General features: G+C 64.4%; 18 protein-coding genes and 2 pseudogenes. 8 read left to right on the top strand and 12 right to left on the bottom strand.

The genetic code is table 11. The features are described 5' to 3' along the window. Positions 1-4 precede the first annotated feature (4 nt). The 4 genes from RHBS_RS02665 (at position 5) to RHBS_RS02650 (ending at position 4589) form a co-directional block, all read left to right on the top strand. On the top strand, positions 5-1495 hold the full coding sequence (locus RHBS_RS02665; protein ID WP_128644759.1) for a SulP family inorganic anion transporter: 1491 nt from the start codon (positions 5-7) through the stop codon (positions 1493-1495). Positions 1496-1600: 105 nt separating this feature from the next. Next, positions 1601-3091 (top strand): NAD(P)/FAD-dependent oxidoreductase, encoded by a 1491-nt coding sequence (locus tag RHBS_RS02660; protein ID WP_128644758.1) that lies wholly within the window; start codon positions 1601-1603, stop codon positions 3089-3091. Continuing rightward, positions 3088-3933, top strand: a complete 846-nt coding sequence (locus tag RHBS_RS02655) for an SDR family NAD(P)-dependent oxidoreductase (RefSeq protein WP_128644757.1) — start codon at positions 3088-3090, stop codon at positions 3931-3933. The genes RHBS_RS02660 and RHBS_RS02655 overlap by 4 nt, the downstream gene beginning before the upstream one ends. After that, positions 3930-4589, top strand: coding sequence for a TetR/AcrR family transcriptional regulator (locus RHBS_RS02650; RefSeq protein ID WP_128644756.1), 660 nt, complete (start codon positions 3930-3932; stop codon positions 4587-4589). The genes RHBS_RS02655 and RHBS_RS02650 overlap by 4 nt, the downstream gene beginning before the upstream one ends. Here RHBS_RS02650 and RHBS_RS02645 read toward each other — a convergent pair. Beyond that, on the bottom strand, positions 4586-5518 hold the full coding sequence (locus tag RHBS_RS02645; protein WP_128644755.1) for an alpha/beta hydrolase: 933 nt from the start codon (positions 5516-5518) through the stop codon (positions 4586-4588). The two genes, RHBS_RS02650 and RHBS_RS02645, sit on opposite strands and share 4 nt — an antisense overlap. A gap of 82 nt (positions 5519-5600) precedes the next feature. Here RHBS_RS02645 and RHBS_RS02640 point away from each other — a divergent pair, with 82 nt between their 5' ends. After that, positions 5601-6149, top strand: a complete 549-nt coding sequence (locus tag RHBS_RS02640; protein WP_128644754.1) for a TetR/AcrR family transcriptional regulator — start codon at positions 5601-5603, stop codon at positions 6147-6149. On the opposite strand, the gene RHBS_RS02635 is transcribed toward RHBS_RS02640, so the two are convergent. The 4 genes and pseudogenes from RHBS_RS02635 to RHBS_RS02620 all read right to left on the bottom strand — a co-directional run bounded on the left by RHBS_RS02635 (position 6150) and on the right by RHBS_RS02620 (position 10973). Next, positions 6150-7097 carry a GGDEF domain-containing protein gene (locus RHBS_RS02635; protein WP_128644753.1) on the bottom strand — a complete coding sequence of 316 codons (948 nt, stop codon included), beginning with the start codon at positions 7095-7097 and terminating at the stop codon, positions 6150-6152. A 50-nt stretch (positions 7098-7147) separates the two neighbouring features. Continuing rightward, positions 7148-8415: pseudogene (locus RHBS_RS02630) on the bottom strand (glucarate dehydratase family protein). Then, the gene (locus tag RHBS_RS02625) at positions 8415-9341 is read right to left on the bottom strand and encodes a 5-dehydro-4-deoxyglucarate dehydratase (protein ID WP_128644752.1); all 927 of its coding nucleotides are present in this window, start codon (positions 9339-9341) and stop codon (positions 8415-8417) included. The pseudogene RHBS_RS02630 and the gene RHBS_RS02625 overlap by 1 nt, the downstream one beginning before the upstream one ends. Before the next feature lie 33 nt (positions 9342-9374). Next, positions 9375-10973: an aldehyde dehydrogenase (NADP(+)) gene (locus RHBS_RS02620; protein ID WP_128644751.1), complete on the bottom strand. Its 1599-nt coding sequence runs from the start codon at positions 10971-10973 to the stop codon at positions 9375-9377. A 288-nt stretch (positions 10974-11261) separates the two neighbouring features. Between RHBS_RS02620 and RHBS_RS02615 the strand changes: the two are divergent. The 3 genes and pseudogenes from RHBS_RS02615 (at position 11262) to RHBS_RS02605 (ending at position 14847) form a co-directional block, all read left to right on the top strand. Then, positions 11262-12607: pseudogene (locus tag RHBS_RS02615) on the top strand (enolase C-terminal domain-like protein). A gap of 14 nt (positions 12608-12621) precedes the next feature. Further along, complete coding sequence (locus RHBS_RS02610) at positions 12622-13575, top strand: 2-hydroxyacid dehydrogenase (protein ID WP_187298339.1); 954 nt, start codon at positions 12622-12624, stop codon at positions 13573-13575. 72 nt (positions 13576-13647) lie between these two features. Further along, positions 13648-14847: a mandelate racemase/muconate lactonizing enzyme family protein gene (locus RHBS_RS02605; protein WP_128644749.1), complete on the top strand. Its 1200-nt coding sequence runs from the start codon at positions 13648-13650 to the stop codon at positions 14845-14847. A gap of 16 nt (positions 14848-14863) precedes the next feature. Here the strand turns inward: RHBS_RS02605 and RHBS_RS02600 are convergent, their stop codons facing one another. The 7 genes from RHBS_RS02600 to RHBS_RS28675 all read right to left on the bottom strand — a co-directional run. Further along, a complete protein-coding gene (locus RHBS_RS02600) occupies positions 14864-16132 on the bottom strand; it encodes an EAL domain-containing protein (protein ID WP_187298336.1) in 1269 nt (422 codons plus the stop codon). A gap of 102 nt (positions 16133-16234) precedes the next feature. Continuing rightward, entirely contained in the window at positions 16235-17050 is an 816-nt protein-coding gene (locus tag RHBS_RS02595; RefSeq protein ID WP_237668950.1) for an IclR family transcriptional regulator, read from the bottom strand. A gap of 45 nt (positions 17051-17095) precedes the next feature. Continuing rightward, on the bottom strand, positions 17096-18256 hold the full coding sequence (locus tag RHBS_RS02590; RefSeq protein WP_128644746.1) for an enolase C-terminal domain-like protein: 1161 nt from the start codon (positions 18254-18256) through the stop codon (positions 17096-17098). 13 nt (positions 18257-18269) lie between these two features. Next, positions 18270-19592: a sugar ABC transporter substrate-binding protein gene (locus RHBS_RS02585; protein ID WP_237668949.1), complete on the bottom strand. Its 1323-nt coding sequence runs from the start codon at positions 19590-19592 to the stop codon at positions 18270-18272. A 26-nt stretch (positions 19593-19618) separates the two neighbouring features. Beyond that, complete coding sequence (locus RHBS_RS02580; RefSeq protein ID WP_128644744.1) at positions 19619-20500, bottom strand: carbohydrate ABC transporter permease; 882 nt, start codon at positions 20498-20500, stop codon at positions 19619-19621. Positions 20501-20505: 5 nt separating this feature from the next. Next, entirely contained in the window at positions 20506-21456 is a 951-nt protein-coding gene (locus tag RHBS_RS02575; RefSeq protein ID WP_094630578.1) for a carbohydrate ABC transporter permease, read from the bottom strand. A gap of 184 nt (positions 21457-21640) precedes the next feature. Next, the coding region (locus RHBS_RS28675; protein ID WP_374700519.1) for an alpha/beta hydrolase family protein at positions 21641-22299 on the bottom strand (659 nt) is incomplete at its 5' end.

Genomic DNA, 22299 nt, shown 5'->3' with positions numbered 1-22299 from the left:
AGATATGACCGACTCCGCCGAGCGGATTCCGACTGTCATGGGTGCCCTGCGGTCCCCGCGGATGCTGAAGACCGAGGTACTGGCAGGCCTCGTCGTCGCGTTGGCGCTGATTCCCGAGGCCATCGCCTTCTCGATCATTGCCGGCGTCGATCCGCGCGTGGGCCTGTTCGCGTCCTTCACCATGGCCGTGTCGATTGCGTTCCTGGGCGGTCGCCCCGCGATGATTTCGGCCGCTACCGGCGCTATTGCCCTGGTCATCGCTCCGGTCGCAAAGCAGTACGGTCTCGACTACTTCATCGCCACCGTCATCCTCGCCGGCGTTTTCCAAGTGATCTTCGGGGTCCTCGGGGTTGCCAAGTTGATGCGCTTCATCCCACGTAGCGTCATGGTCGGCTTCGTCAACGCGCTCGCCATTCTCATCTTCACCTCCCAGTTTCCTGCGTTGATAGGCGTGCCGTGGCTGGTCTACCCGCTGGTGGCCGTCGGTCTGCTGATCATGTTCCTGCTGCCGAGGATCACGTCGGTCGTGCCCGCACCGCTCGTCGCCATCGTGCTGCTGACCGTTGCCACAGTGGTCTTCACGCTGAACGTCCCCGACGTCGGCGATGAGGGCGAACTGCCGTCGAGCCTGCCCGCGCTGCTGATCCCCGACGTACCGCTGAACCTCGAGACGCTGAGCATCATCGCTCCGTACGCCCTCGCCATGGCCATCGTCGGACTGCTCGAATCGCTGCTCACGGCCAAACTCGTCGACGACGTCACCGACACTCACTCGAACAAGACCCGGGAGAGTTGGGGTCAGGGCGCAGCGAACGTCATCACCGGCTTCTTCGGCGGCATGGGCGGGTGCGCGATGGTCGGCCAGACGATGATCAACGTCAAGGCCTCGGGTGCCCGGACGCGCATTTCCACGTTCCTCGCCGGGGTGTTCCTGTTGATACTCGTGGTCGGACTGGGCGACGTCGTGGCACTGATCCCGATGGCCGCACTCGCCGCCGTGATGATCATGGTTGCGATCGGCACGATGGATTGGCACAGTATCAGCCCGAAGACGTTGCGGCGCATGCCCAAGAGCGAAACGGCAGTCATGCTGGCAACCGTGGTCGTCACCGTCGCCACCCACAACCTCGCGTACGGCGTCGTCGTCGGCGTGGTCACCGCGATGGTGCTGTTCGCTCGGCGGGTGGCGCACCTGACCGAGGTGATCGACGTAGCGCATCCGAACGAGGACACTCGCATCTACGCAGTCAAGGGGGAGCTGTTCTTCGCGTCGAGCAACGATCTGGTCTATCAGTTCGACTACGCGGGAGATCCGAAGAACATCGTCATCGACCTCAGCGGTGCCCATGTCTGGGATGCGTCCACGGTCGCCACGCTCGATGCCATCACCACGAAGTACGAGGCGAAGGGCAAGCGAGCAGTGATCGTCGGTCTCGACGCGGCCTCTGCGCAGCGACATGTTCGGCTGACCGGGCAGCTCTCGGGCGGTCATTGACGAGCGCTCGCCGATCAGCCGATTTCATTGCGGAATCGCGCGTCATCACTTTAAAGTGATGACGCGCGTCATCGGATGCCGCGCTCGTGGGAGGGGTCCATCAGGATGCATGTACACAATGTGGTGATCATCGGCAGCGGTTTCGGTGGCCAATGCGCAGCCAAAGCACTGCTCGATCGAGGGATCGACGACTTCGTCATCCTCGAGAGGCGTCCCTTCCTCGGTGGCACATGGAAGCAGAACCGATACCCGGGTGCAGCCGTCGACGTGCAGAGTCCGCTGTACTCGATCGCGTCGGAACCGTTCGAATGGTCGCGCATGTTCGCCGAACGCGAGGAGCTCGAGCGGTACACCGACCATGTGCTCGAATCGAACGGTCTGCCTGCTCGAACGCATGTCGACACCGACGTCCGGAAAATCGAATGGGTGGGAGATCACTGGCTGATCTCCACCTCACGCGGTGACTACGCCGCCACGTTCGTCGTGAATGCGTCGGGCCCGCTCAGCACGCCGGTGATTCCGCCGTTTCCGGGGCGAGAGACATTTCGCGGCAAGCAGTTTCACACCAACGACTGGGACACCGAGTACGACCATGCCGGCAAAAGGGTGGCGATCGTCGGCAGCGGTGCCAGCGCCGCGCAGGTGATCCCGGCGATCCAACCCGATGTGGAGCAACTGCACGTCTTTCAGCGCACCCCTCACTGGGTGATGCCGCGCCACGATCGCGAATTCACGGCGCTCCAGCGAAAGCTGCTGCGTATCGAACCGATTCGCAGGGCGGTTCGCGCCGGCATCTACTGGACCCTCGAGACCCGCATCATCGGGTTCAAGTATTCACGGACGATGCTGAAGGCCGTGGCGCAGCGAACTGCGGTGAAGCACATCCGGTCTCAGGTCTCGGATCCCAAGCTTCGAGCCAAGGTCACCCCGGACTACACCATCGGGTGCAAGCGGGTACTGCTGTCCAACACGTTGTATCCCGCCCTGGGGAAATCGAACGTAACCCTGCACGACAAGAACGACGGCATCGCCGAGATCACCGAGACCGGAATCGTCACCACCACAGGCGAACACGTCGACGTCGACCTTCTGGTGTGGTCCACCGGCTACGACGCCACCGACGGAGTCATCTCGTACCCGGTGATCGGCCGAGACGGCCGGGCACTGTCCGACGTCTGGGATCCCTATCCACGTGCCTACCTCGGCACGACAGTTCCCGGATTCCCCAACCTCTTCGTCGTCACCGGACCCAATACCGGAATCGGGCACACCTCCGCGATCTTCTTGATCGAGGCGCAGATGGAGTACATCGTGCGGGCCGTCGACGCCGTCCGGCAGAGCGGGGCACTGGCGATCGAGGTCACTGCAGATGCCGAACAGTCCTACACCGACAAGATTCACCGCGAGATGGAGGGCACCGTCTGGAAGGACGGCGGCTGCCACAGCTGGTATCAGTCCAAGTCCGGGCACGTCGTGGCCATGTTCCCCGGTTTCAGTTTCACCTTCCGTCGGTGGGCCAAGCGTTTTCGTCCGCAGGAGCACCACATTCACTTCGCGCCCACCGGTGCGATCACGAAAGACGAGGTGTCGGCGTGAAGGATCATTCGGGCCAGGTAGCGCTGATCACGGGAGCGGCAGGCGGCATCGGTTCCGCCGTCGCGTCGGCGCTGCATCGACGCGGTGCGTCGATCGTCCTCGTCGACATGAGATCGACCGACCTCGAGTCCGTGGCGGCGAAACTGGGCAACCAGCGCGTGGCGATCGCCTACGCGGACGTCACGGTGCGAGAGCAGCTGGACGCGGCCGTCGCCACCGCGATCGAGACCTTCGGCACGCTCGACATCGTGATGGCAAATGCCGGAATTTCCAGCGGTGCACAGGCATCGACGGTCCGCTCCGTCGAAGACGGTGTCTTCGAGAAGGTCATCGGCGTCAATCTCGTCGGCGTGTGGAACACCGTTCGTGCTGCCCTGCCGCACATCGTCGAATCCGGCGGATACGTGTTGCTCACCTCCTCGACGTACGCGTACCTCAACGGACTGGCGAACGCGCCGTACGCGGCATCGAAGGCAGCCGTCGAACAACTCGGGCGAGCTCTGCGTCTCGAGCTGGCAGGTACGAAGGCGACGGCCGGAGTGCTGTACCCGGGGTGGGTTGCGACACCGATCGCCGAGGTGGCGTTCGGCGGCGACGACATCGCGACCGCCATGATCGCCCGGGCCTTTCCCGGTCCGCTGCTACGTCCGATCACGCCGGACCAACTGGCTCGCGCAGCGGTTCGAGGGATCGGCCGCCGAGCCTCGCGCATCGCCGCACCCGGTCGGTGGATACCGATCTCCGTATTGCGCGGCATCGTCAACCCGATCCTGGACGCCAAGATGGAACGCGACGCCGAATTGATCCGCCTGACAGGCGAACTCGACGCTCGGCACCGATGAGTGAAGTCGAGACCTCGGGTCGAGCGTACGGCGGTGAGAGTGCCGCTGATCGCGACGACCGCAGGCGCAGGCAACTGTTGGACGCGGGTCTTCGGGTCTTCGGCAGCGTCGGCTATCGAGCTGCCACCGTTCGCGGATTGTGCCGCGAGGCCAAGGTCGCCGACCGTCACTTCTATCGGCAGTTCGACGGAACCGAGGACCTATTGCTCGCGGTCTACGGCGAATGTATTGCTCGCCTAAATGATTCGGCCGTGGAGGCGATGTCCGAGGTGGATCCGCGCAGTGATGTCCGGGCCGTCGCGGTGCAGGTGCTCGATTCCTTCTTCGAGGTGATCGAGGACCCGCACCTGGCCCGAGTGGTGTGGTTGGAGGTACTCGGGGTCAGCTCCCGCGTCGAGCAGACGTATCTGGCGGTGATGCACGAGTTCGGTGCACTGCTGCTCGCCTACCTCCGTACGTTCGCAGGGGACGTCTCGTCGGGACCGGATCTCGATGTCGATCTGCTCGCGACCGCGGCCATCGGCGGCATCAGCCACACCGCCATGACCTGGTATCTCAGCGGCTACGCTGCAGAGCGCCGAGTCGTCGTCGCCACCCTCGCGACACTGCTGGGCAGTATCGTCGAGCCGCTGGCCGCGGAAACGGCGCGCCGCTAGCTCTGGCTGAGCGGCACAACCCTTTTCAGGAACTCGAGTTGTTCTTCGATGATGGTCGGGAACAGCGGCTGCACGTAGGGGTCGAAGTGTCCACCTTTGTGGATGTGCACGGTGGCGTCGGGGATCTTCGCTGCGACCTTCACGGTCACGTAGGCCGGTGTGACGACGTCCTCGGACATGATCTGCAACAGAACGGGGCACGTGATGGACGACGCCGTGCGACCCGGCGAGTACAGCCCGATACGCAGAAGAATCCGTGCTGCAACGGTTTCCGGGTAGTCGCCGTCCGTCAATCCGGATTCGGCGAGGAGGAGGTCGCGGCCGGGGACGGCGTCGGGTGAGGTCATGACGGCTCGATCGCCGGGGTTGCCGACCGAGTCGACGTACAGGGGTGATCTCCCGCGCAACGCGCGGATCTGGTCGATCACCGCCGACGGGGCCAGCTTGACGGTGCGCCGAAGTCCGGTCGCGCGCACGGCTGCTGGTCCGTCCACATGCGGGATCTGGGCGATGACGGCGGCGAAGTTCTCTCCCGCGCCTGCCCTGGTGAGCACGTGTCCGCCGGCGAAGGAGGTACCCCAACCGACGATGCGGTCTGAGTCGATGCCGTCGAGCGTCCGGGCGTAGGCGACGGCGTTGCGCCAGTCGACGAGTTGCTTGCCGATGTCGAGCAGCTGCCGCGGTTGTCCGTCGCTGTCACCGAAATGGCGGTAGTCGAAGACGAGGACGGCATAGCCGGCGCGGGCGAAGCTCTCGGCGTAGGCGAAGAGGCGAATGGCGCGAGGGGTGCCGAATCCGTGGGCCATGACCACGGCCGGGGTATCGGCGGTCGACCCGGACGGCCGGTACACGGCTGCGGCGCAACGGACTCCCTCCGATTCGAACCACTCGTCGGTTCGGGTGTATTCGGGCTGGTCGTCGGCGCTCATGTCGGTCGTCCTTCGTCGGATTCTTGATCGGCATTCAAGAAAATAGCATTATCTTGAACCTCGATCAAGATACGATGATCGAATGCCGCGTAACCGCCGACCCGTCGACCGAGCCGAGAAACGCTCCGAGATCGTGGACGCCGCTCGATCGCTGTTCGTCGACGACGGCTACGAGCACACCCCGATGGGGCGAATCGCCACCGCTGCCGGAGTGACCACCAATACGATCTACTGGTATTTCGGCGACAAGGACGAGTTACTAGTCGGGGTGCTCGACGACATTCACAGCGAGGCTCTCGGTCGATTCGGTGCCCTTGCGGGGCATCCAGTGAACGAGCAGGTTCTCTGGGTGGTCGAAGAGCTCGAGAAGTATCACCGGCTGGTCGACACGGTCCACGCCCGCACGTCCGCATCGGCGTGCATCGACAAGTGGCACAACGATTTTCACGCGTTGTGGGAACAGTGGATCGCCGTCGAGCTACGCAGCGAAGGCGTGGACGATGCCGATATCGAACCGTCGACCCGAATGATCGTCTTCGTCATCGAGGCCATGCTGACGCACCCGCAGGACGAGGCGTCGAAACGGTCCATCATCGATCTGCTGTTCCGCAAGGTCGGCGTCTCGCGCTGACTACTCGTGGACGGTCGTGCGGTTCCGTCCGAGATTCTTGGACTCGTACAGGGCTCGATCGGCCCGACCGAGTGTGGTGCGGGCGGCCTCGGTGCCCTGCCTTCCCGCCACGCCCACCGAGATCGTCAGGTCCGGCGGAAGCTCGGCCCGAACGCGGTCGACGGCGTCGCTCAGCTCCGCGACCGTGCCGGACGTGCACAACACGGTGAACTCGTCGCCGCCGGAGCGGCTCAACAGATATCTCGGCGGTAGGCATCGACGAAGTGCAGCCGAGACGACTTCGAGCGCGTGGTCGCCGGCTGCGTGCCCGAAGTCGTCGTTGATCACCTTGAACCGATCGATGTCCACCACCGCGATGGCGTCGATCTTTCCGCTCGTCACCGTTCCCGGCCGCGCGTCCAACTCGCGAGTGAGGCTTCGCCGATTCGCCAGTCGGGTGAGATCGTCGATCTCGGAGGTCGATGCCACGCTCTGCACCCACGCAGCGGAAATTGCGACCGCGACCAGCACGAGCTCGGCGTTGATCACCAGAACTGGGTGCAGGTCTCCCACAGCGAGCCCCAGGTACGCAATGTAGCTTGCATTGAGAACCGTTGTACGCCAGGCGATACGGTTGGGCAGGACGATGAATGCCGGCGTCACCAACAGTAGCTGGAGGAAGATCCCGGACAGCGCTGCAACCTCGTCGCCCGCAGCAGTACAGAACAAAGCGATACTCGTCAGGCCCGACAGGTGCATCGTCAGATACAGGCGACGGGATAGAACAGGTGCTCCGGCGATCATGTAGACGCCTATTCCGCACCACAGCACGCCCAGCAGGGCCAGGACCGGCTGGGCCCGCGTCGACGCCCCGAGGACGGTGACGACACCTACCAGTCCACTGACGAGGCAATTGACCCCGGACGTTCGGGCCACCGACGCCGGGGAATACTGCCAACCGCTGTTCACACGACGAGCCTCTCGCACAGATCCCCACGACCTGCTGCGAGCTTAGTCCGCTACCAGCGCGGGCAAGTATTCTCGAAGCTCGGATCGATGCTCTGCATGTATCCGGTGTCGTCGCGGTCCCGGATACCGCATTCGAGGTACTGCCGATGCAGTACCGCGAGGGCGTCCTCGTCGATCTCGACGCCCAGACCGGGCCCGGTGGGAACTGCCACCGCGCCGTCGACGAAGTTCAACACCCCTGGTACGACGACGTCCTCGCTCTTCCACGGCCAGTGCGTGTCGCACGCATAAGTGAGGTTCGGTGTCGCCGCGGCCAGGTGAACCATTGCGGCCAGGCTGATTCCGAGGTGGCTGTTCGAGTGCATCGACAGTCCGAGCTCGAAAGTGTCACAGATTCCGGCGAGCAACCTCGATCGCTGCAGACCGCCCCAGTAGTGATGGTCGGACAGCACCACCTGCACCGAATCCTTCAGTACTGCAGGCTTCAGATGGTCGAAAGCGACGACGCACATGTTGGTCGCCAGTGGCATCTTCGCCTCACGCGCGACTTCTGCCATCCCGTCGAGTCCCGGTGTCGGATCTTCCAAATACTCCACAATCCCGTCGAGCTCGGCGGCAACGCGGATGGAGGTGTCGACCGTCCACGCCGCGTTGGGGTCGAGCCGAAGCGGCAGCTCGGGGAATGCCTCGCGGAGCGCTTTGATTCCGGCTATCTCCTCGTCGGGCGGAAAGACTCCGCCCTTGACCTTGATGGCTCCGAAGCCGTACTCGTCGATCATCTTTCGGGCCTGTCGTACCAGACCGGCCGGGTCGACTGCCTCGCCCCACTCGTCCGGCTGAGCGCGGGATGCGCTGCCCATTTGTAGAACAGGTACGCACTGAAGGGAACCGAGTCCCGAACTTTGCCGCCGAGCAGGTCGGAGACCGGCCGACCGAGCACCTTGCCCTGAACGTCCAGGCAGGCAATCTCGAACGGGGAGAACACGCGGTCGGTGGTACTGGCCGTGGTGATCATGCCGGCGACGCCGTCTCCGCCGGTGATCGACAGCGTTCCCAGCACGGTGTCGATGGCCTCTCGAACGGAGTGGAGTGCGAACACGTCCAGGCCCGTAATGGCCTTGGCGGCCGCATCGAGACGAGCAAGATGAGCGGTGTCGGCGTAGGTCTCACCGAGCCCGACGACGCCGGCATCGGTATCCAGCTGAACGATCGCGCGCAGTGCGTACCGCTGATGTACGCCCACGGTGTTGAGCAGCGGAGGATCGACGAAGGCGATCGGAGTGATTCGAGCGCCGGTGATCAGAACCGGATTCTGCATCAGTGCACCGCGAGCTCGCCTGCAAGCACGGCCCGGCCGGCGGCAACGATTGCGGTCAGTTCCTCGAGGTGTGGGGCGCTGATGTCCACCAGCGGCGGGCGAACGGGGCCTGCCTCGATGCCCTCCATCGTCACGCCCGCCTTGATGAGTGAGACGGCGTAACCGGGGACCTTGTCGCGCAGACGAACCAGCGGGTGGAAGAACTCGCGAAGCAGTGCGGCAGTGAGCTCGTCGTTGCCGCTGTCGAGCGAGCGGTAGAACGCCAGAGCCAGCTCGGGTGCGAAGGCGAACGTCGCCGAGGAGTACAGCGTGACACCGATGGCTCGGTACGCCTGCTGCGAGACCTCCGCCGTAGGCAGTCCGTTGAAGAACTGAAAGGGCTTGCCCGACGGTTCCAGGGCGTCCAGCACCGCGCGGACGATGCGGCCGACCTGATCGAGATCTCCTGTGCCGTCCTTGAATCCGACAACGGTGGGCAGCTGCGCTACCTCGATGGCAGAGTCCTCGGTGAAGCGGGCATTGCCGCGGTTGTAGACGATCAACGGTAGATCCGATGCACCGGCAACGGCCTTGGTGTAGTTGACCAGACCGGCCTGCGGCATGGTCACCAGGTACGGCGGGAGCAGCAGGATGCCGTCGGCCCCGTTGGCTTTCGCAGCGATCGCGAATGCCTTGGCCTGCGCGACGGATCCACCCGCGCCGGCGTAGACCGGAACACGGCCTGCGACGACGTCGACTGCGGTGCGCACGATCGTGCCGAACTCCTCGATTTCGAGGGCGTGGAATTCACCTGTGCCGCAGGCGATGAACACTCCACCGGGCCCGGCGTCGACACCCTTCGCGATGTGGGCGGCGAGTAGGTCGTAGTCGACCTCACCGGCGGCGGTGAACGGGGTGACGGGGAAGAACAGGACTCCGTCGAGCATGGGGGTCTCCTCGTTGAACTAGGTGTGGGTGAATCAGTCTTGGATGAGCTGGCCGTCGATGCGGCGGAAGATCCTGTCGGGATTTCCGTCGGCAATTGCGCTGGGCAGCAACGATGTCGGCACGTCCTGGTACGAAACGGGACGCAGGAAGCGCTCGATTGCGAGCGATCCGACCGAGGTGGTGCGGGAGTTGGAGGTGGCGGGGAAGGGGCCGCCGTGCACCATTGCGTGGCCGACCTCGACGCCGGTGGGCCATCCGTCGAAGAGGATGCGGCCGGCCTTGAGTTCGAGAACCGAGAGGAGCTTGCCTGCCTCGGCGTGATCGGACTCGTCGGCGTGCACCGTGGCGGTGAGCTGGCCTTCCAACAGTGCGGCAACGTCGCGTACCTGCTGAGCGTCTGTGCAACGAACGATGAGACTCGAGGCACCGAACACCTCGGCCTGAGCAGCCTCGGAGGTGAGGAACGTATCGGCATCGGTACCGAACAGTGCTGCGCGACAGGCGTTCGGGGCGTCCGTTTCTGCACCGCGGGCGATCTCGGTGACCGAGTCGGACAGCGTGGCGACACCCTCGGCGTAGCTCGACGCGATGTTCGGGGTCAGCATCGTGGTGGGCGAGGACTGCTGTACGGCGGCGGTGGCCGCCTCGGTGAAGGACTGCAGGCCCGGGCCGTCGACAGCGATCACGAGACCGGGGTTGGTGCAGAACTGGCCCGAGCCCATCGTCAGTGATGCCACGAAAGCGCGACCGAGATCGGCCCCGCGGGAGGCGAGTGCGCCGTCCATCACGAACACGGGGTTGATGGAGCTCATCTCCGCGTACACCGGGATGGGCTCACGACGACCGGCTGCTGCGGCGACGAGCGCCGTTCCACCCGAACGCGATCCGGTGAAGCCGACAGCCTTGATGCGCGGATCGGTGACCAGCGCGGTACCGAGTCCGCGACCGGAGCCGAACAGCAGAGAGAATGTGCCTGAGGGCATTCCGGTGGAGGACACCGCGTCGGCGATCGCTCGACCGACCAGCTCGGACGTTCCCGGATGGGCATCGTGTGCCTTGACCACCACGGGGCATCCGGCCGCGAGGGCAGAAGCGGTGTCGCTGCCGGCGACGGAGAAGGCGAGCGGGAAGTTGCTGGCTCCGAACACTGCGACCGGGCCCAACGGGATCTGCCGCTGGCGGATGTCGGCGCGGGGGAGTGGTGTGCGCTCGGGCTGCGCCGGGTCGATGCGGGCGCCGTTCCAACTACCCTCGCGCAGAACGGAAGCGAACAGGCGCAGTTGTCCGGTGGTGCGGCCGACTTCACCGGTGATGCGGGCCAGCGGCAGGCCCGACTCGGCGACGGTGCGCGTGATCAGAGTGTCGCCGAGAGCGGCGATATTGTCTGCGATGGTTTCGAGGAACTGAGCTCGGGTCTCCGAGGAAGTGGCCCGGTAGTCGGCGAACGCTTCGGCCGCTGCCGCACAGGCCTTGTCGACGTCGGCGTTGTCTCCGTGCCCGTAGGCAGGTTCGAGACTCTCGCCTGTGATGGGGTCGATTCCGTGAATCTGCGTGCCGGCACCGAAGACCGGGACGCCGGCGATGATCATCCGGCCGGTGAGGTTGGTGGACTGTGTCGTCGACGCTGTCATGGGGTGACTCCTAGGGCTGTGGTGCGATACGTGCACTGACGCCAGGGCGTGACCTGGCTCATAGCACAACACGGTAGAAGGCCGATCGATACATGTCCAAGTCGAAAAAAGTCGCATTCGATTCAGTCTCGGTATCGATCCCGCTGCCAGGCTCGATGAGTACGTCCTGCGATAGCCGATACCGCTACTGCATCGGTCGATGCGTAAGTGGTCTTGGACGTGCATCGACCGTGCGACCTAGTGTCCCGTGTGAGCCGAGTCACCAGAAGTATGTGAGAAAGGTCGGACATGAACGTCCACACCAGCACGCCCGTCGTCACCGAAATGCGTGTGATTCCTGTAGCGGGTCACGATGACATGTTGTTGAACCTCAGTGGTGCACACGCTCCGTACTTCACCCGCAACCTGGTGGTACTCACCGATTCCGACGGTCGCACCGGTGTTGGGGAAGTGCCGGGCGGGGAGCTATTCGCCAGACCCTGGAGGATGCGCGCGTGCTCGTCGAGGGCCAGGGAGTCGGCCGCTACAACGCGATTCTCGCCGACATGCGCCGCGCATTCGCCGATCGTGATTCCGGCGGCCGCGGCGCGCAGACGTTCGATCTGAGGATTGCGATTCACGCAGTGACCGCGGTGGAATCCGCTCTGCTCGATCTGCTGGGCCAGCATCTCGGCGTCACTGTTGCAGCGCTGTTGGGCGACGGTCAGCAGCGCGAGAAGGTGCAAGCTCTGGGATACCTGTTCTTCGTCGCCGATCGCACCAAGACGGACCTCCCTTACCGCGGTGCAGCCGACGAGGCGTCCGGTGCCGAAGACTGGATGCGCGTCCGGCACGAGGAGGCCATGGATCCCGAGGCAATAGTGCGTCTTGCCGAGGCTGCGCAGGCCCGGTACGGGTTTCAGGACTTCAAGCTCAAGGGTGGCGCACTGCCTGCCGCCGAGGAGGCCGCCGCCGTTCGCGCACTGGCCGAGCGGTTCCCGGAGGCTCGAATCACGTTGGATCCCAACGGCGGTTGGTTGCTGAAGGACGCGATCGAGACTTGTCGTGGCCTGCGTGACGTGTTGGCCTACGCCGAGGATCCGGTCGGACCGGAGGGTGGCTACTCCGGCCGCGAAGTGATGACCGAATTCAAACGTGCCACTGGATTGCAGACTGCGACCAATATGATCGCCACCGACTGGCGCGAGATGGGCCACACCGTTCGGTCCGGTGCCGTCGACATCCCGCTGGCCGACCCACATTTCTGGACGATGGCCGGCTCGGTGCGTGTCGCTCAGCTGTGCGACGCCTGGGGCCTGACGTGGGGGTCGCACTCCAACAACCACTTCGACGTCTCCCTGGCCATGTTCACGCACGTTGCGGCGGCAGCCCCCGGCACCATCACCGCCATCGACACACACTGGATCTGGCAGGACGGGCAGCGAGTGACCAAGGAGCCGTTCGCCATCGAGGGCGGCTTCCTCACCGTGCCCGACAAGCCCGGACTCGGCGTGGAACTCGACTTCGAACAGATCGATGCGGCGCACGAGCTGTACCAGAAGGAGGGTCTCGGTGCCCGCGACGACGCCATCGGAATGCAGTACCTGATCGAGGGATGGACGTTCGACAGCAAGCGGCCGGCCCTGGTTCGATGAGTTCTCGTACGCTGATGAAGGTCGTCGTCGGCGATCGAAATGTGCTGCCGCATCGTGAGCAGTTCGAGGCGGGTCTGCCCGTCGGCACCGAGGTCGTCTGGTGTGTTCCGTTCGACGAAAGTCGAGTCATCGAAGAACTCGCCGACGCGGACGTGTACGTCGGCGGCAAGTTCAGTGCGGCCATGGGTGCCGCTGCGCCGAGGTTACGGATGGTGCACGTTGTCGGCGCGGGAACGGACAACGTCGACCGCTCCGGATTGGGCCCCGATGTGCAGGTGTGCAATACCTTTCACCACGAACAGTCGATCGCCGAGTACGTGGTTGCGGCAACAGTGATGCTGCGCCGACAGTTTCTGCAACAGGATCGGGCACTGCGCGAGGGGAGGTTCGCGACCGCCGTCTACGACCCGAGCATCCCGCAACCGTTGTCGCTGAGCGGTGCCCGCATCGGATTCGTCGGGTTCGGACACATCGGCAGGCGAACCTGGCAGCTCTTTCAGGCGTACGGGGCGACCGGTGCTGCGGTCACCGGGAGCGGACGGGCTCCGGATGAGAGACTCGAATGGGTCTCGGATGCAGGGGATGTGGGAAGGCTCGCCGATTTCGCGGATGTCCTCGTGGTCTCCGCACCGCTGAACGACCGCACGCGCGGGATGATCGGTGCCGAGGAACTGGGCCGGCTCGGTCGCGACGGGGTACTCGTCAATGTCGGGCGTGGACCCTTGGTCCAGGAACAACCATTGTTCGACGCCCTGTCGCGCAAACAGATTGCCGCGGCCGCGGTCGACGTCTGGTACCGATACCCCGGACCGGACGGCGTGGGCGAGCCGAGTGTGTTGCCGTTCCGCGATCTCGACAATGTGCTGATGACGCCCCACTCGTCGGGCGTCACGCATCATACGTTCGTGGGTCGGGTCGCGGACATCGCGTCGAACATCGATGCTCTGGCGGTATCGATCCGCCGATAAATGGTGTTGGACCCACATCGATCGTCGAAATAGGCTGTGAAGCTAAGCAATCGACGATCTCAGGAGTCGCAGATGACCATCGACACCGACAAGCCCATCAGCGGCCTCACCGCCCCGGGTGCTGCGATCGCTGCACTTGCACCCGGTGCCGCGAGTCTCGACCGCATTGCCGAGGTGACACTGTCCTCGATCGTGCTACCGCTGAAGAATCCGATCAGCGACGCCAAGGTGCTCACCGGCCGGCAGAAGGCGATGACCGAGGTGGTCTTCCTGTTCGCTGAAATCCGCACCGAACAAGGCCACGAGGGAATCGGTTTCAGCTATTCCAAGAGGGCAGGTGGTTCCGCCCAATTTGCGCATGCCCAGGAGATCGCCCCAGTTCTGATCGGCGAGGACCCCAATGACATCGGCAAGATCTGGACGAGACTGGTGTGGGCCGGAGCGTCGGTGGGGCGTAGCGGTGTTGCGACGCAGGCGATTGCCGCGATCGACGTCGCGCTGTGGGATCTCAAAGCCAAGCGTGCGGGGTTGCCGCTGGCGAAGCTGATCGGCTCGGCGCGCGATTCGGTGCAGACCTACAACACTTCCGGCGGATTTCTGCACACTCCGATCGAGGAGGTCATCGAGAACGCCGCCATCTCACTGGCCAACGGCATCGGCGGGATCAAACTCAAGGTGGGACAGCCTGATTGGCGCACCGACATCGCCCGAGTCACCTCGGTGCGCGAGTTTCTCGGCGACGACGTCCCGTTGATGGTCGATGCCAACCAACAGTGGGATCGGCCGACGGCGCAGCGCATGGGCCGAATCCTGGAGCAGTTCGATCTCGTCTGGATCGAGGAGCCACTCGATGCCTACGACGCCGAGGGGCACGCGCAGCTCGCTCGTGGTCTCGATACGTCCATCGCGACGGGGGAGATGCTGGCCAGCGTCGGCGAGCACGTCCGGCTCATCGAGGCCGGATCGGTCGACATCCTCCAGCCCGACGCTCCCCGCATCGGCGGAATCACGCAGTTCCTGAAGTTGGCGGCGTTGGCAGAGCACCACAATCTGCAGCTGGCCCCGCACTTCGCCATGGAGATCCATCTTCACCTCGCGGCGGTGTATCCGTTGCAGACGTGGGTGGAGCACTTCGACTGGCTGGACCCGTTGTTCGACGAGCACCTGGAGACCCGGGACGGACGCATGCATCTGTCCGCGCGCCCGGGTCTGGGCTTCACGTTGAGCGAGCAGGGTCGTGCGTGGACCGTGGCGAGGGTGCAGGTGCGCTAGCCGGTATCAGCCCCGGTCACATGGGAATGATGCGGCGCATGAGCGATCTGGCCGCGGCGACGACGAGCTGCCGATTGTGCGTGTGCACGAACTCGAATCGTCGATCCGCGTCGGCGCAGTCGGTATCGCCCAGATCGCGGGCGATGAGCGCCGAGAAATAGTGCTGACCGACCGCGGTGATCGTCCACTCCCGGGTGAACTCCTCCGTGGGGTCGAGATCTGCCCCGCGCACACCCGGTGCAGGTTCGCCTCCCAGACCGACGCCCACGGCCGCGACGAATGCGTGCTTGGTGGCCAGCAAGGCGTATTGCTCGGCGACAGACGGGCTGAACCAACGGGAATGCTGGAAGGTGGAGATGAGGGCCAGCGAATCGTTGGTATCGCGGGCGTGGTCCTCGATCTGGCGGGAGATGGCGCGGATGAAGGCTTTGGTTCCGATCGACGGAGCCACGAGCTCGAACAGATCCGATGGCATGTTCGGCACCAGACCGGAGTTGGCAACGGGCTCGCTCAGAATCGACAGCGCACCCGGTGCGGTCCGCACCGACTCGGGCAGCGGACCGGGCCTTCCGAACATCCATCCCTGGCCCAGTACCGCCCCGAGTGAGTGAGCGCGGGCGAGGTGTTCGTCGTTTTCGATCCCCTCTGCCAGAACGGTCGCCCCGGTCGCCTCGGAATGCGCCCGTACCGCGGCGATCACGCGCGCCTGCGCTCGATTCGGATCTCGCTGGACCAACGAACGGTCGAGCTTGATGATGTCCGGTGCGACGAACTCGAGCATGGTCACCGTGTCCGGATGCACGCTGATGTCGTCCAGAGCGATGCGGCATCCTGCCCGCCGACCGTCGGCAACCACGGCCAACAACACTGCGGGATCGGCCAGCAGTGACCTCTCCGTCAACTCCAGCACCACGGAAAATCGGCCCTCGGCTGCTGCGAACGCGCGCTTGGCGGCGTCGGTCGGTCCGGTCGCGGTATGGGGTTCTACGTTGACGAACAAACACAGTTCCTGTGCCATCCCTGCAGCGAGTGCCGCGTCGACCGCGCCTGTGCGACACGCCCAATCGAGATCGTCCACCACGCCCAGATCTGCCGCCGTCGAAAACACGGAATCCAGGTCCAGTAAGGGCCACTCGGGCCACCGCGCCAGAGCCTCGTACCCGAGGACGGTTCCGGTGGCGAGTTCGATCACGGGTTGGAACACCGGGCGGACAGCGTTCACATCGGCGAGGACAGAGGAAATCGCCTCGTGCGAGGAACGCCCGCGCACAGCGTCGTCCGGCATGAAGGTGTCCTTCTTCGCGATCGAACAGTAAGTTTTCAGCTCATTTCCGACGTTACCCGCCTGGTCGGCGTTCGGTAGACGTAGGACACGCATCCGGGTACGTCAGCGAACTCCCTCGGCGCGCAGTTCTCGTGCCCAGGCGGCGGCGTGTTCGGTGAGCACCCCGGCGATGCGTTCCAGTTCGCCGGGGTAGGAGGCGATCTCGGCCGGCATCGAGACGCTCAGCGCATCGGTGGCAGGGATTCGATACGGCACGACGGTCGCGATGCACACGACGCCGACGGTGCCCTGCTCCTGCTCGAGCGACCAGCCGCGCCTGCGCACCTGAGCGAGTTCGGCGATGAGGGCATGTCGGTCGACGATGGTGTTCGCGGTGTACCGCTCGAGCTTCTTCGGAAGTAGCGTCGTCACCTCGTCGGTCGTCAGCTCGGCGAGCAGCGCTTGCCCGAGGGCGGTGACGTGGCACGGCAACTTGCGTCCGACGCGGTGCATGCGACGCACCTCGAGCTTGGAACCGCGGCTGGCGAGGTAGATGACGCAGTCCTCGTCGCGTCTGGCGAAGTGCACGGTGTGCCGCACATCGGAGCGCAGTGTTTCGAGCACCGCCGCGGCTCGGCCGACGACGGAGTCCTTGTCGAGGTAGGACGTGCCGGTGAGCAGGGCGTGGGTGCCGATGCCGTACCGCGAGCCGGACTCGTCGGCCTCGATCCAGCGCAGGTCCTTGAGCGTCCGGAGCAGGGCGTGCAGACTCGACCGTGGGTACCCGCAGGCCTCCTGGAGCTCGCCGAGACTCATGCGCGTGGGGGACGCGGCCAGGGTTTCGAGGATGTGGATCGTGCGTTCGGCCGACTTCACCGGCTGACTATCCGGCGCAGCTGTGGCCGTGACATCGTTCACCATGAAGACAGTGTCCCTCATGATGAACGATGTTTCATACGCGGACACCGATATTGTCGACGGCCATCAGTACTCGGCGATCAGATTGTTCGAGATGTACTCGAGGTCGATGTCCTCGCCCAGGCCCGGACGGGTCGGCATCTGCACCATTCCGTTCGCGTCGATCGGGTCGACGATGGACTTCAGGTGTGGTGGCACCCAGTCGTAGTCCACCAGCGGATGCAGCAGGCCGCGCTCGTACCACTGGATGTTGGGGGCACCGCCGACGAGTGCCAGATTGGGCGCACCGTTGCCGTGGATCTCGCACTCGAGCCCGAACCCGTCGGCCATGTGCACCGTCTTGAGTGCAGGCGTGATGCCGCCGCCGTTCATCGCGCCGACACGCAGGATGTCGCATGCCTCGTCGGCGATCCAGTCCGCCCGCGAACGATGCCGACCGGGAGTGGTCTCCGGGCCGATCACGGGGGTGTCGATCTGATTCGCCAGCCATTTGTACGAGCGCATCGAGAACTCGTCCATCGGCTCCTCGAACCAATCGAACTTCAGCGCGTCCAGTTCGCGGCCGAGCTCGAGCGCATCGGTACGCGAGTACCAGTGATAGCCGTCGAGCATCAACGAGAACCCGGGCCCGACGGCATCTCGCACCGCGGCGCAGGCCTCGATGTCCCTGGTGAGGCTCGGTGCCCCTTCGAGCGGCGGCATCCAGGTGTGCAGTTTGATTCCCTGGTAGCCCTGATTCTTCAGCGCCACAGCGAAATCCGCGTACTCCTGCGGGCTCGACAGTCCGCCCTCGATGGTGTCCCCACACATGGTGCTCGCGTAGGCCTTGACCTCGCTGCGGGCCCCGCCGAGCAGCTTCCACACCGGGGTGTCGAACCGATTGCCCGCCAGATCCCACAGTGCCTGATCGAGGTAGCTGCAGGTGTGCTCGGGGAGTTCGACGGCTCTGGTGCGCTGTCGGATCGCGAACTTGCGGTCCATCTCCTCGCGGTGCAACGGGTCGGTGCCGATCATGACCGGCCGGAAGTGTTGCTCCACTTGGTCTTCGCGCAGGTAGTTGGGCTTGCCCAGGACGTAGCCGCTGACGCCGTCGGAATCGGTGATGCGCAACAGTGCCTGGGTGGTCGGGACGGACGGTCCGGGGTGTCGATGTCCGTAGGAATCGACGGCGGTGCGCGCCTCGGTCTTGAAGACCTGGACGGCAACCTCGGTGATGACGCTGGACATGGCTGCGAATCCCCTATTTACCCTGTCGGGCATCGTATTTGGCCTTGGAGCGGTCGAGCTTCTCGGCGAAGTCGTCGGCAAAGTCCTGAGCGCTGAGTTGCCCGATGAGGACCTTCTGCCACTGGCCCAGCATCTGAACCTGAACGATCTTGCCGAAATCCGGCAGGTAGTCCGGTGGGGTGACAAGCACTGTCTCCGGATCGTCTAGGGCGGCCTGAGCGGCTTGCACCGACGGCATCGCCTGGAAGGCGGGAGCGGAGCGAGCGGCGGCGTTGACCGGAATCTGACCCACGTTCTCGTTCCAGTAGGTCTGCGATTCCGGCGAGGTCATGAACTCGAGGAACTTCCAGGCCGCAGCCTGATGCTTGCTGCTCTTGAACACCGTGTAGGACGGGAACGGGTCCGTCATCACCGTACGGACACCGTTGTCCGCGCGGGGCAGTGCGACGGCACCGACGTTGTCGCCGAGCGCCTTACGGTGATTGCTCAACGATCCGAGGTTGTGCTGCATCATCGCCACCGAGCCACCGCCGAAGCTGGCGACCATCTGCGGGAAGCCGTTGTTGACGTCGGCGGTGGGGGTGTCCACGTCGTACAGGGCGGCGAAACGTTCGATGGCCTGCACCATCTCGGGCCGGTTGACGGTGGATTCGCTGCCGTCGAAGAAGTTGTCGATGCCGGTGGTGGCGAACATGTGCTGCAGCAACGGGTAGATCGAACCGGCACCGCCTCGGATGGTGAACCCGTAGCGGCCATCGGACTTGTCGGTCAGTTCGTCTGCAGCGTCGTAGAATTCGTCCCAGGTCTCCGGAGGCTCGATGCCGGCCTCGTCGAACCAATCCGCCCGATACCACAGCGTCGCGTTGTTGCTGGTGAACGGCAGACCGTACAGGTTCTCACCGCCACCGGATTCCATCGCCGACTCGATGATCTTCGGGTCGTACTCGCCGCGCTGCGGAGAGGATGCCATGAAGTCGTCGAGCGGAACGACGGCATCCTGCGCGACGAGAGGCGCCAGATATGCGGTGGACACGATCCCCAGATCGGGTGCCGACCCACCGGCGAGGGCCGTCTGATACTTCTGCTGAGCACTGTCGGATGGTAGCCCGACGTACTGGATGTCGATGCCGGGATTGACCTCCTCGAAGCGTCGAATCAGTTCCTCGTACAACGGGGTTCGATCCGGTCCGGCATTGTTGTCCCAGAAGGTGAGGGTGCCGCTGTTCGGATCTCCGAGTTCACCGTCGGGCAGTGAGGTCTCGGAACTGCAGGATGCCAGAACCAGCGTCGCGACCGCGCCGACGAGGGTGGTGCGCAGCAGGGTGCGTCGATTCATGTCGATTCTCTTTCCGTGCGTCATGATCAGCCCTTGACCGCGCCGGCGCTGAGGCCCTGGACGAGGTACTTCTGGATGACGGCGAACACAGCGACCACCGGTACCGCGGCGATCAGACCGCCGGCCGCGAGGACGCCGAAGTCGACGTTGTAGGAACCGATCGTGTAGCTCAATCCGACTGGGAGGGTGAACTTGTCCTGGCTGCTGATGAACATCAGGCCGAACAGGAAGTTGTTCCAACTGCCGATGAACGCGAAGGAACCGACGGCGATCAGGCCGGGGCGCAGCAGCGGGAGCATGATGATGCGGAAGGCCTTCAGGCGTGAGCAGCCGTCGACCATCGCGGCCTCCTCGAGTTCCACGGGAATCTGAGAGATGAAGCCGGCCATCAACATTGCCGCCAGCGGCAGTTGGAAGACAGTGTCGGCGACGATGAGGCCGAATAGGTTGTTCACCAGTCCCATCTCGCGGAACACCTGGAACAGCGGGATGAGCAGCATCGCGCCGGGCACGAACTGGCTGCACAGCAGGGCCATCACCAGGGGTATCTTGGCGCGGAACTTGAAGCGTGCCAACGCATAGCCGGTCGCCAGCGCGACGAAGGTGGTGAGCACGAGAGACAGGCCGGCCACGATGAGGCTGTTCTTGAAGAAGAAACTGAAACCGAGGGTGTTCCAGACGGTGTCGAAATGGTCGAGCGTGATGGGCCAGGGGAGCATCGAATTGGAACCGGCGGGCCGAAATGCGAAGACGATCATCCAGTAGAACGGGACAAGGGTGAAGAGCAGGTAGACGGCCAACGGAAGGCCGACGCTGAACACGCGGGGCTTGGTGCGATGCACGCGCACCTTCTCGGGGTGGTCCTGCGGCGGAGTGGTCACGACGGGACGGTCTGCGGTAGTGGTCATGTGCGTCAGGCCTTATCGCTGTTGAATTTGCTGAGGCGCAAGTAGAGGATCGAGCAGAACAGCAGGATGACGAAGGCCACGGTGGTCAGAGCCGACCCGTATCCGAAGTCCTGCGCGGTGGTGGCGAGCTGAGAGACGTAGAGCGGCAACGTCGTGGTGACGTCGGCCGGTCCGCCTGCGGTGAGGGTGTACAGAAGATCGACGTTGTTGAACTCCCAGACCCCGCGCAGCAGGGTCGACAGGATGATCACGGCCTTCAGGTGCGGCAGTGTCACGAATCGGAAGCGCTGCCACCGGTTCGCACCGTCCACGTTTGCTGCCTCGTACAGGTCCTTCGGTGCACTCTGTAGTTCGGCGAGGATGAGAATGGCGAAGAACGGAACGCCGCGCCAGAGCTCGGCGACGCTGGTGGCCCAGAACGCGGTGTCCGGATCTGCGATCGGGGCGGCGGTGCCGTCGCCGATGCCCATGTCTCCGAGTAGTTTGAACAAACCGGTCGACGGGTTGTAGATCAGCAGCCAGATTCCGGTGGTGAGCACACCGGAGACGGCCCAGGGAGAGAACACCAGGGCTCGGGCGAGTCCGCGTCCACGGAAGACCTCGTTGACCAGCAGAGCCAGTCCGAGGCCGAGGATCAGCTGGAACACGACCTGAACGCCGACCCACTTGGCGGTGACGAGCAGGCTGTTCCAGAACAGGTCGTCGGCGAACATCAACTTGAAGTTCTCGAGGCCGGCGAAGCCGTTGTCCCACGGCGTCGTCGGGTTGTAGAACTGCAGGCTGTAGTAGAAGACACTGCCGACCGGGTAGAAGATGAACACGGCGAGCAGGATGACGACCGGTGCGATCAGAATGTACGGGGCCGAGATGCGGCGCTTGCGTTTCGGCCGGACGGGAGGGACGGCCGAGCTCTGCGCACGGGTGCCTCCCGACCGAGGTGGTGTGGTGGTGACCATGGGGGACGCTCCGAAGCGTTCGGGGCCGGATCGGGGAGCCGGCGAGTGGGTCTGGCGGATTCTTCCGGCCCTGAGGAGCCGGGCTGTGGAAAGTCTGTGCTGTTCACATATCTGAACTGTCGTCTGCTATGTGAATTTCTGGACCAACTATGACGCAGTCACAAGCGCTGTCAAGCATGGCCGGTCACACGTGCAGCCTCAACCAGCTCGCTGCGGCGTCCTGCATCGCCGTCGTGAAGCGGTGCGGCTCCGAATACCATTGAGTAAGAAAGCTTTTCGAGCACTCATAGTCTCGGCGCAGTGATGCCTCGGCGTCGTGCATGCCTGCCGTGCCGAAATGTGAGTCCCGCTCGGCGAATTGGACCAGCAGTGGAGTCGGGGCGGCCGAGCCCGCGATCTCCGGCCAGTCGCAGACCGCGGGCATGCCCGGCGTGATCATCAGCCAGCTGGTGTCGTCCGCACGACCGTCGGCGATGTCGGCGTACGTGCTCATCGAGGCGGTGATCACCCCGGCTCGCAGTCGGTCGCTGCAGGCCAGTAGATGTGCGACGCGGGCTCCGCCGCCGGAGAATCCGGCGGTGGCGATGCGATCGGGGTCCACCTCGGCGCAGGCGCGTAGCACGTGCAGCGCCGTCAGATCTTCGGTCAGTATCCGGCCTGCCAGCGAGCTGCTCTGCAGCGCAGCAACTTTCGCCAGGCCGTGCTCGTGCTCGCGGGCGGCCGCCTCGTATCGCTCCAGTCCGTCCAGGTGTGCTCCGGCCCGGCGAGCCCGCTCGGGAAGCTGCTCCCACGGCACCCGGCGGGAGCCCCACGGGAACACGTCGTGGATCAGGACCGCGAAAC

It is taken from the genome of Rhodococcus sp. BS-15, assembly GCF_000813105.1.
Taxonomy (GTDB): domain Bacteria; phylum Actinomycetota; class Actinomycetes; order Mycobacteriales; family Mycobacteriaceae; genus Rhodococcoides.
This window is presented reverse-complemented; position numbering and strand designations above follow the sequence as displayed.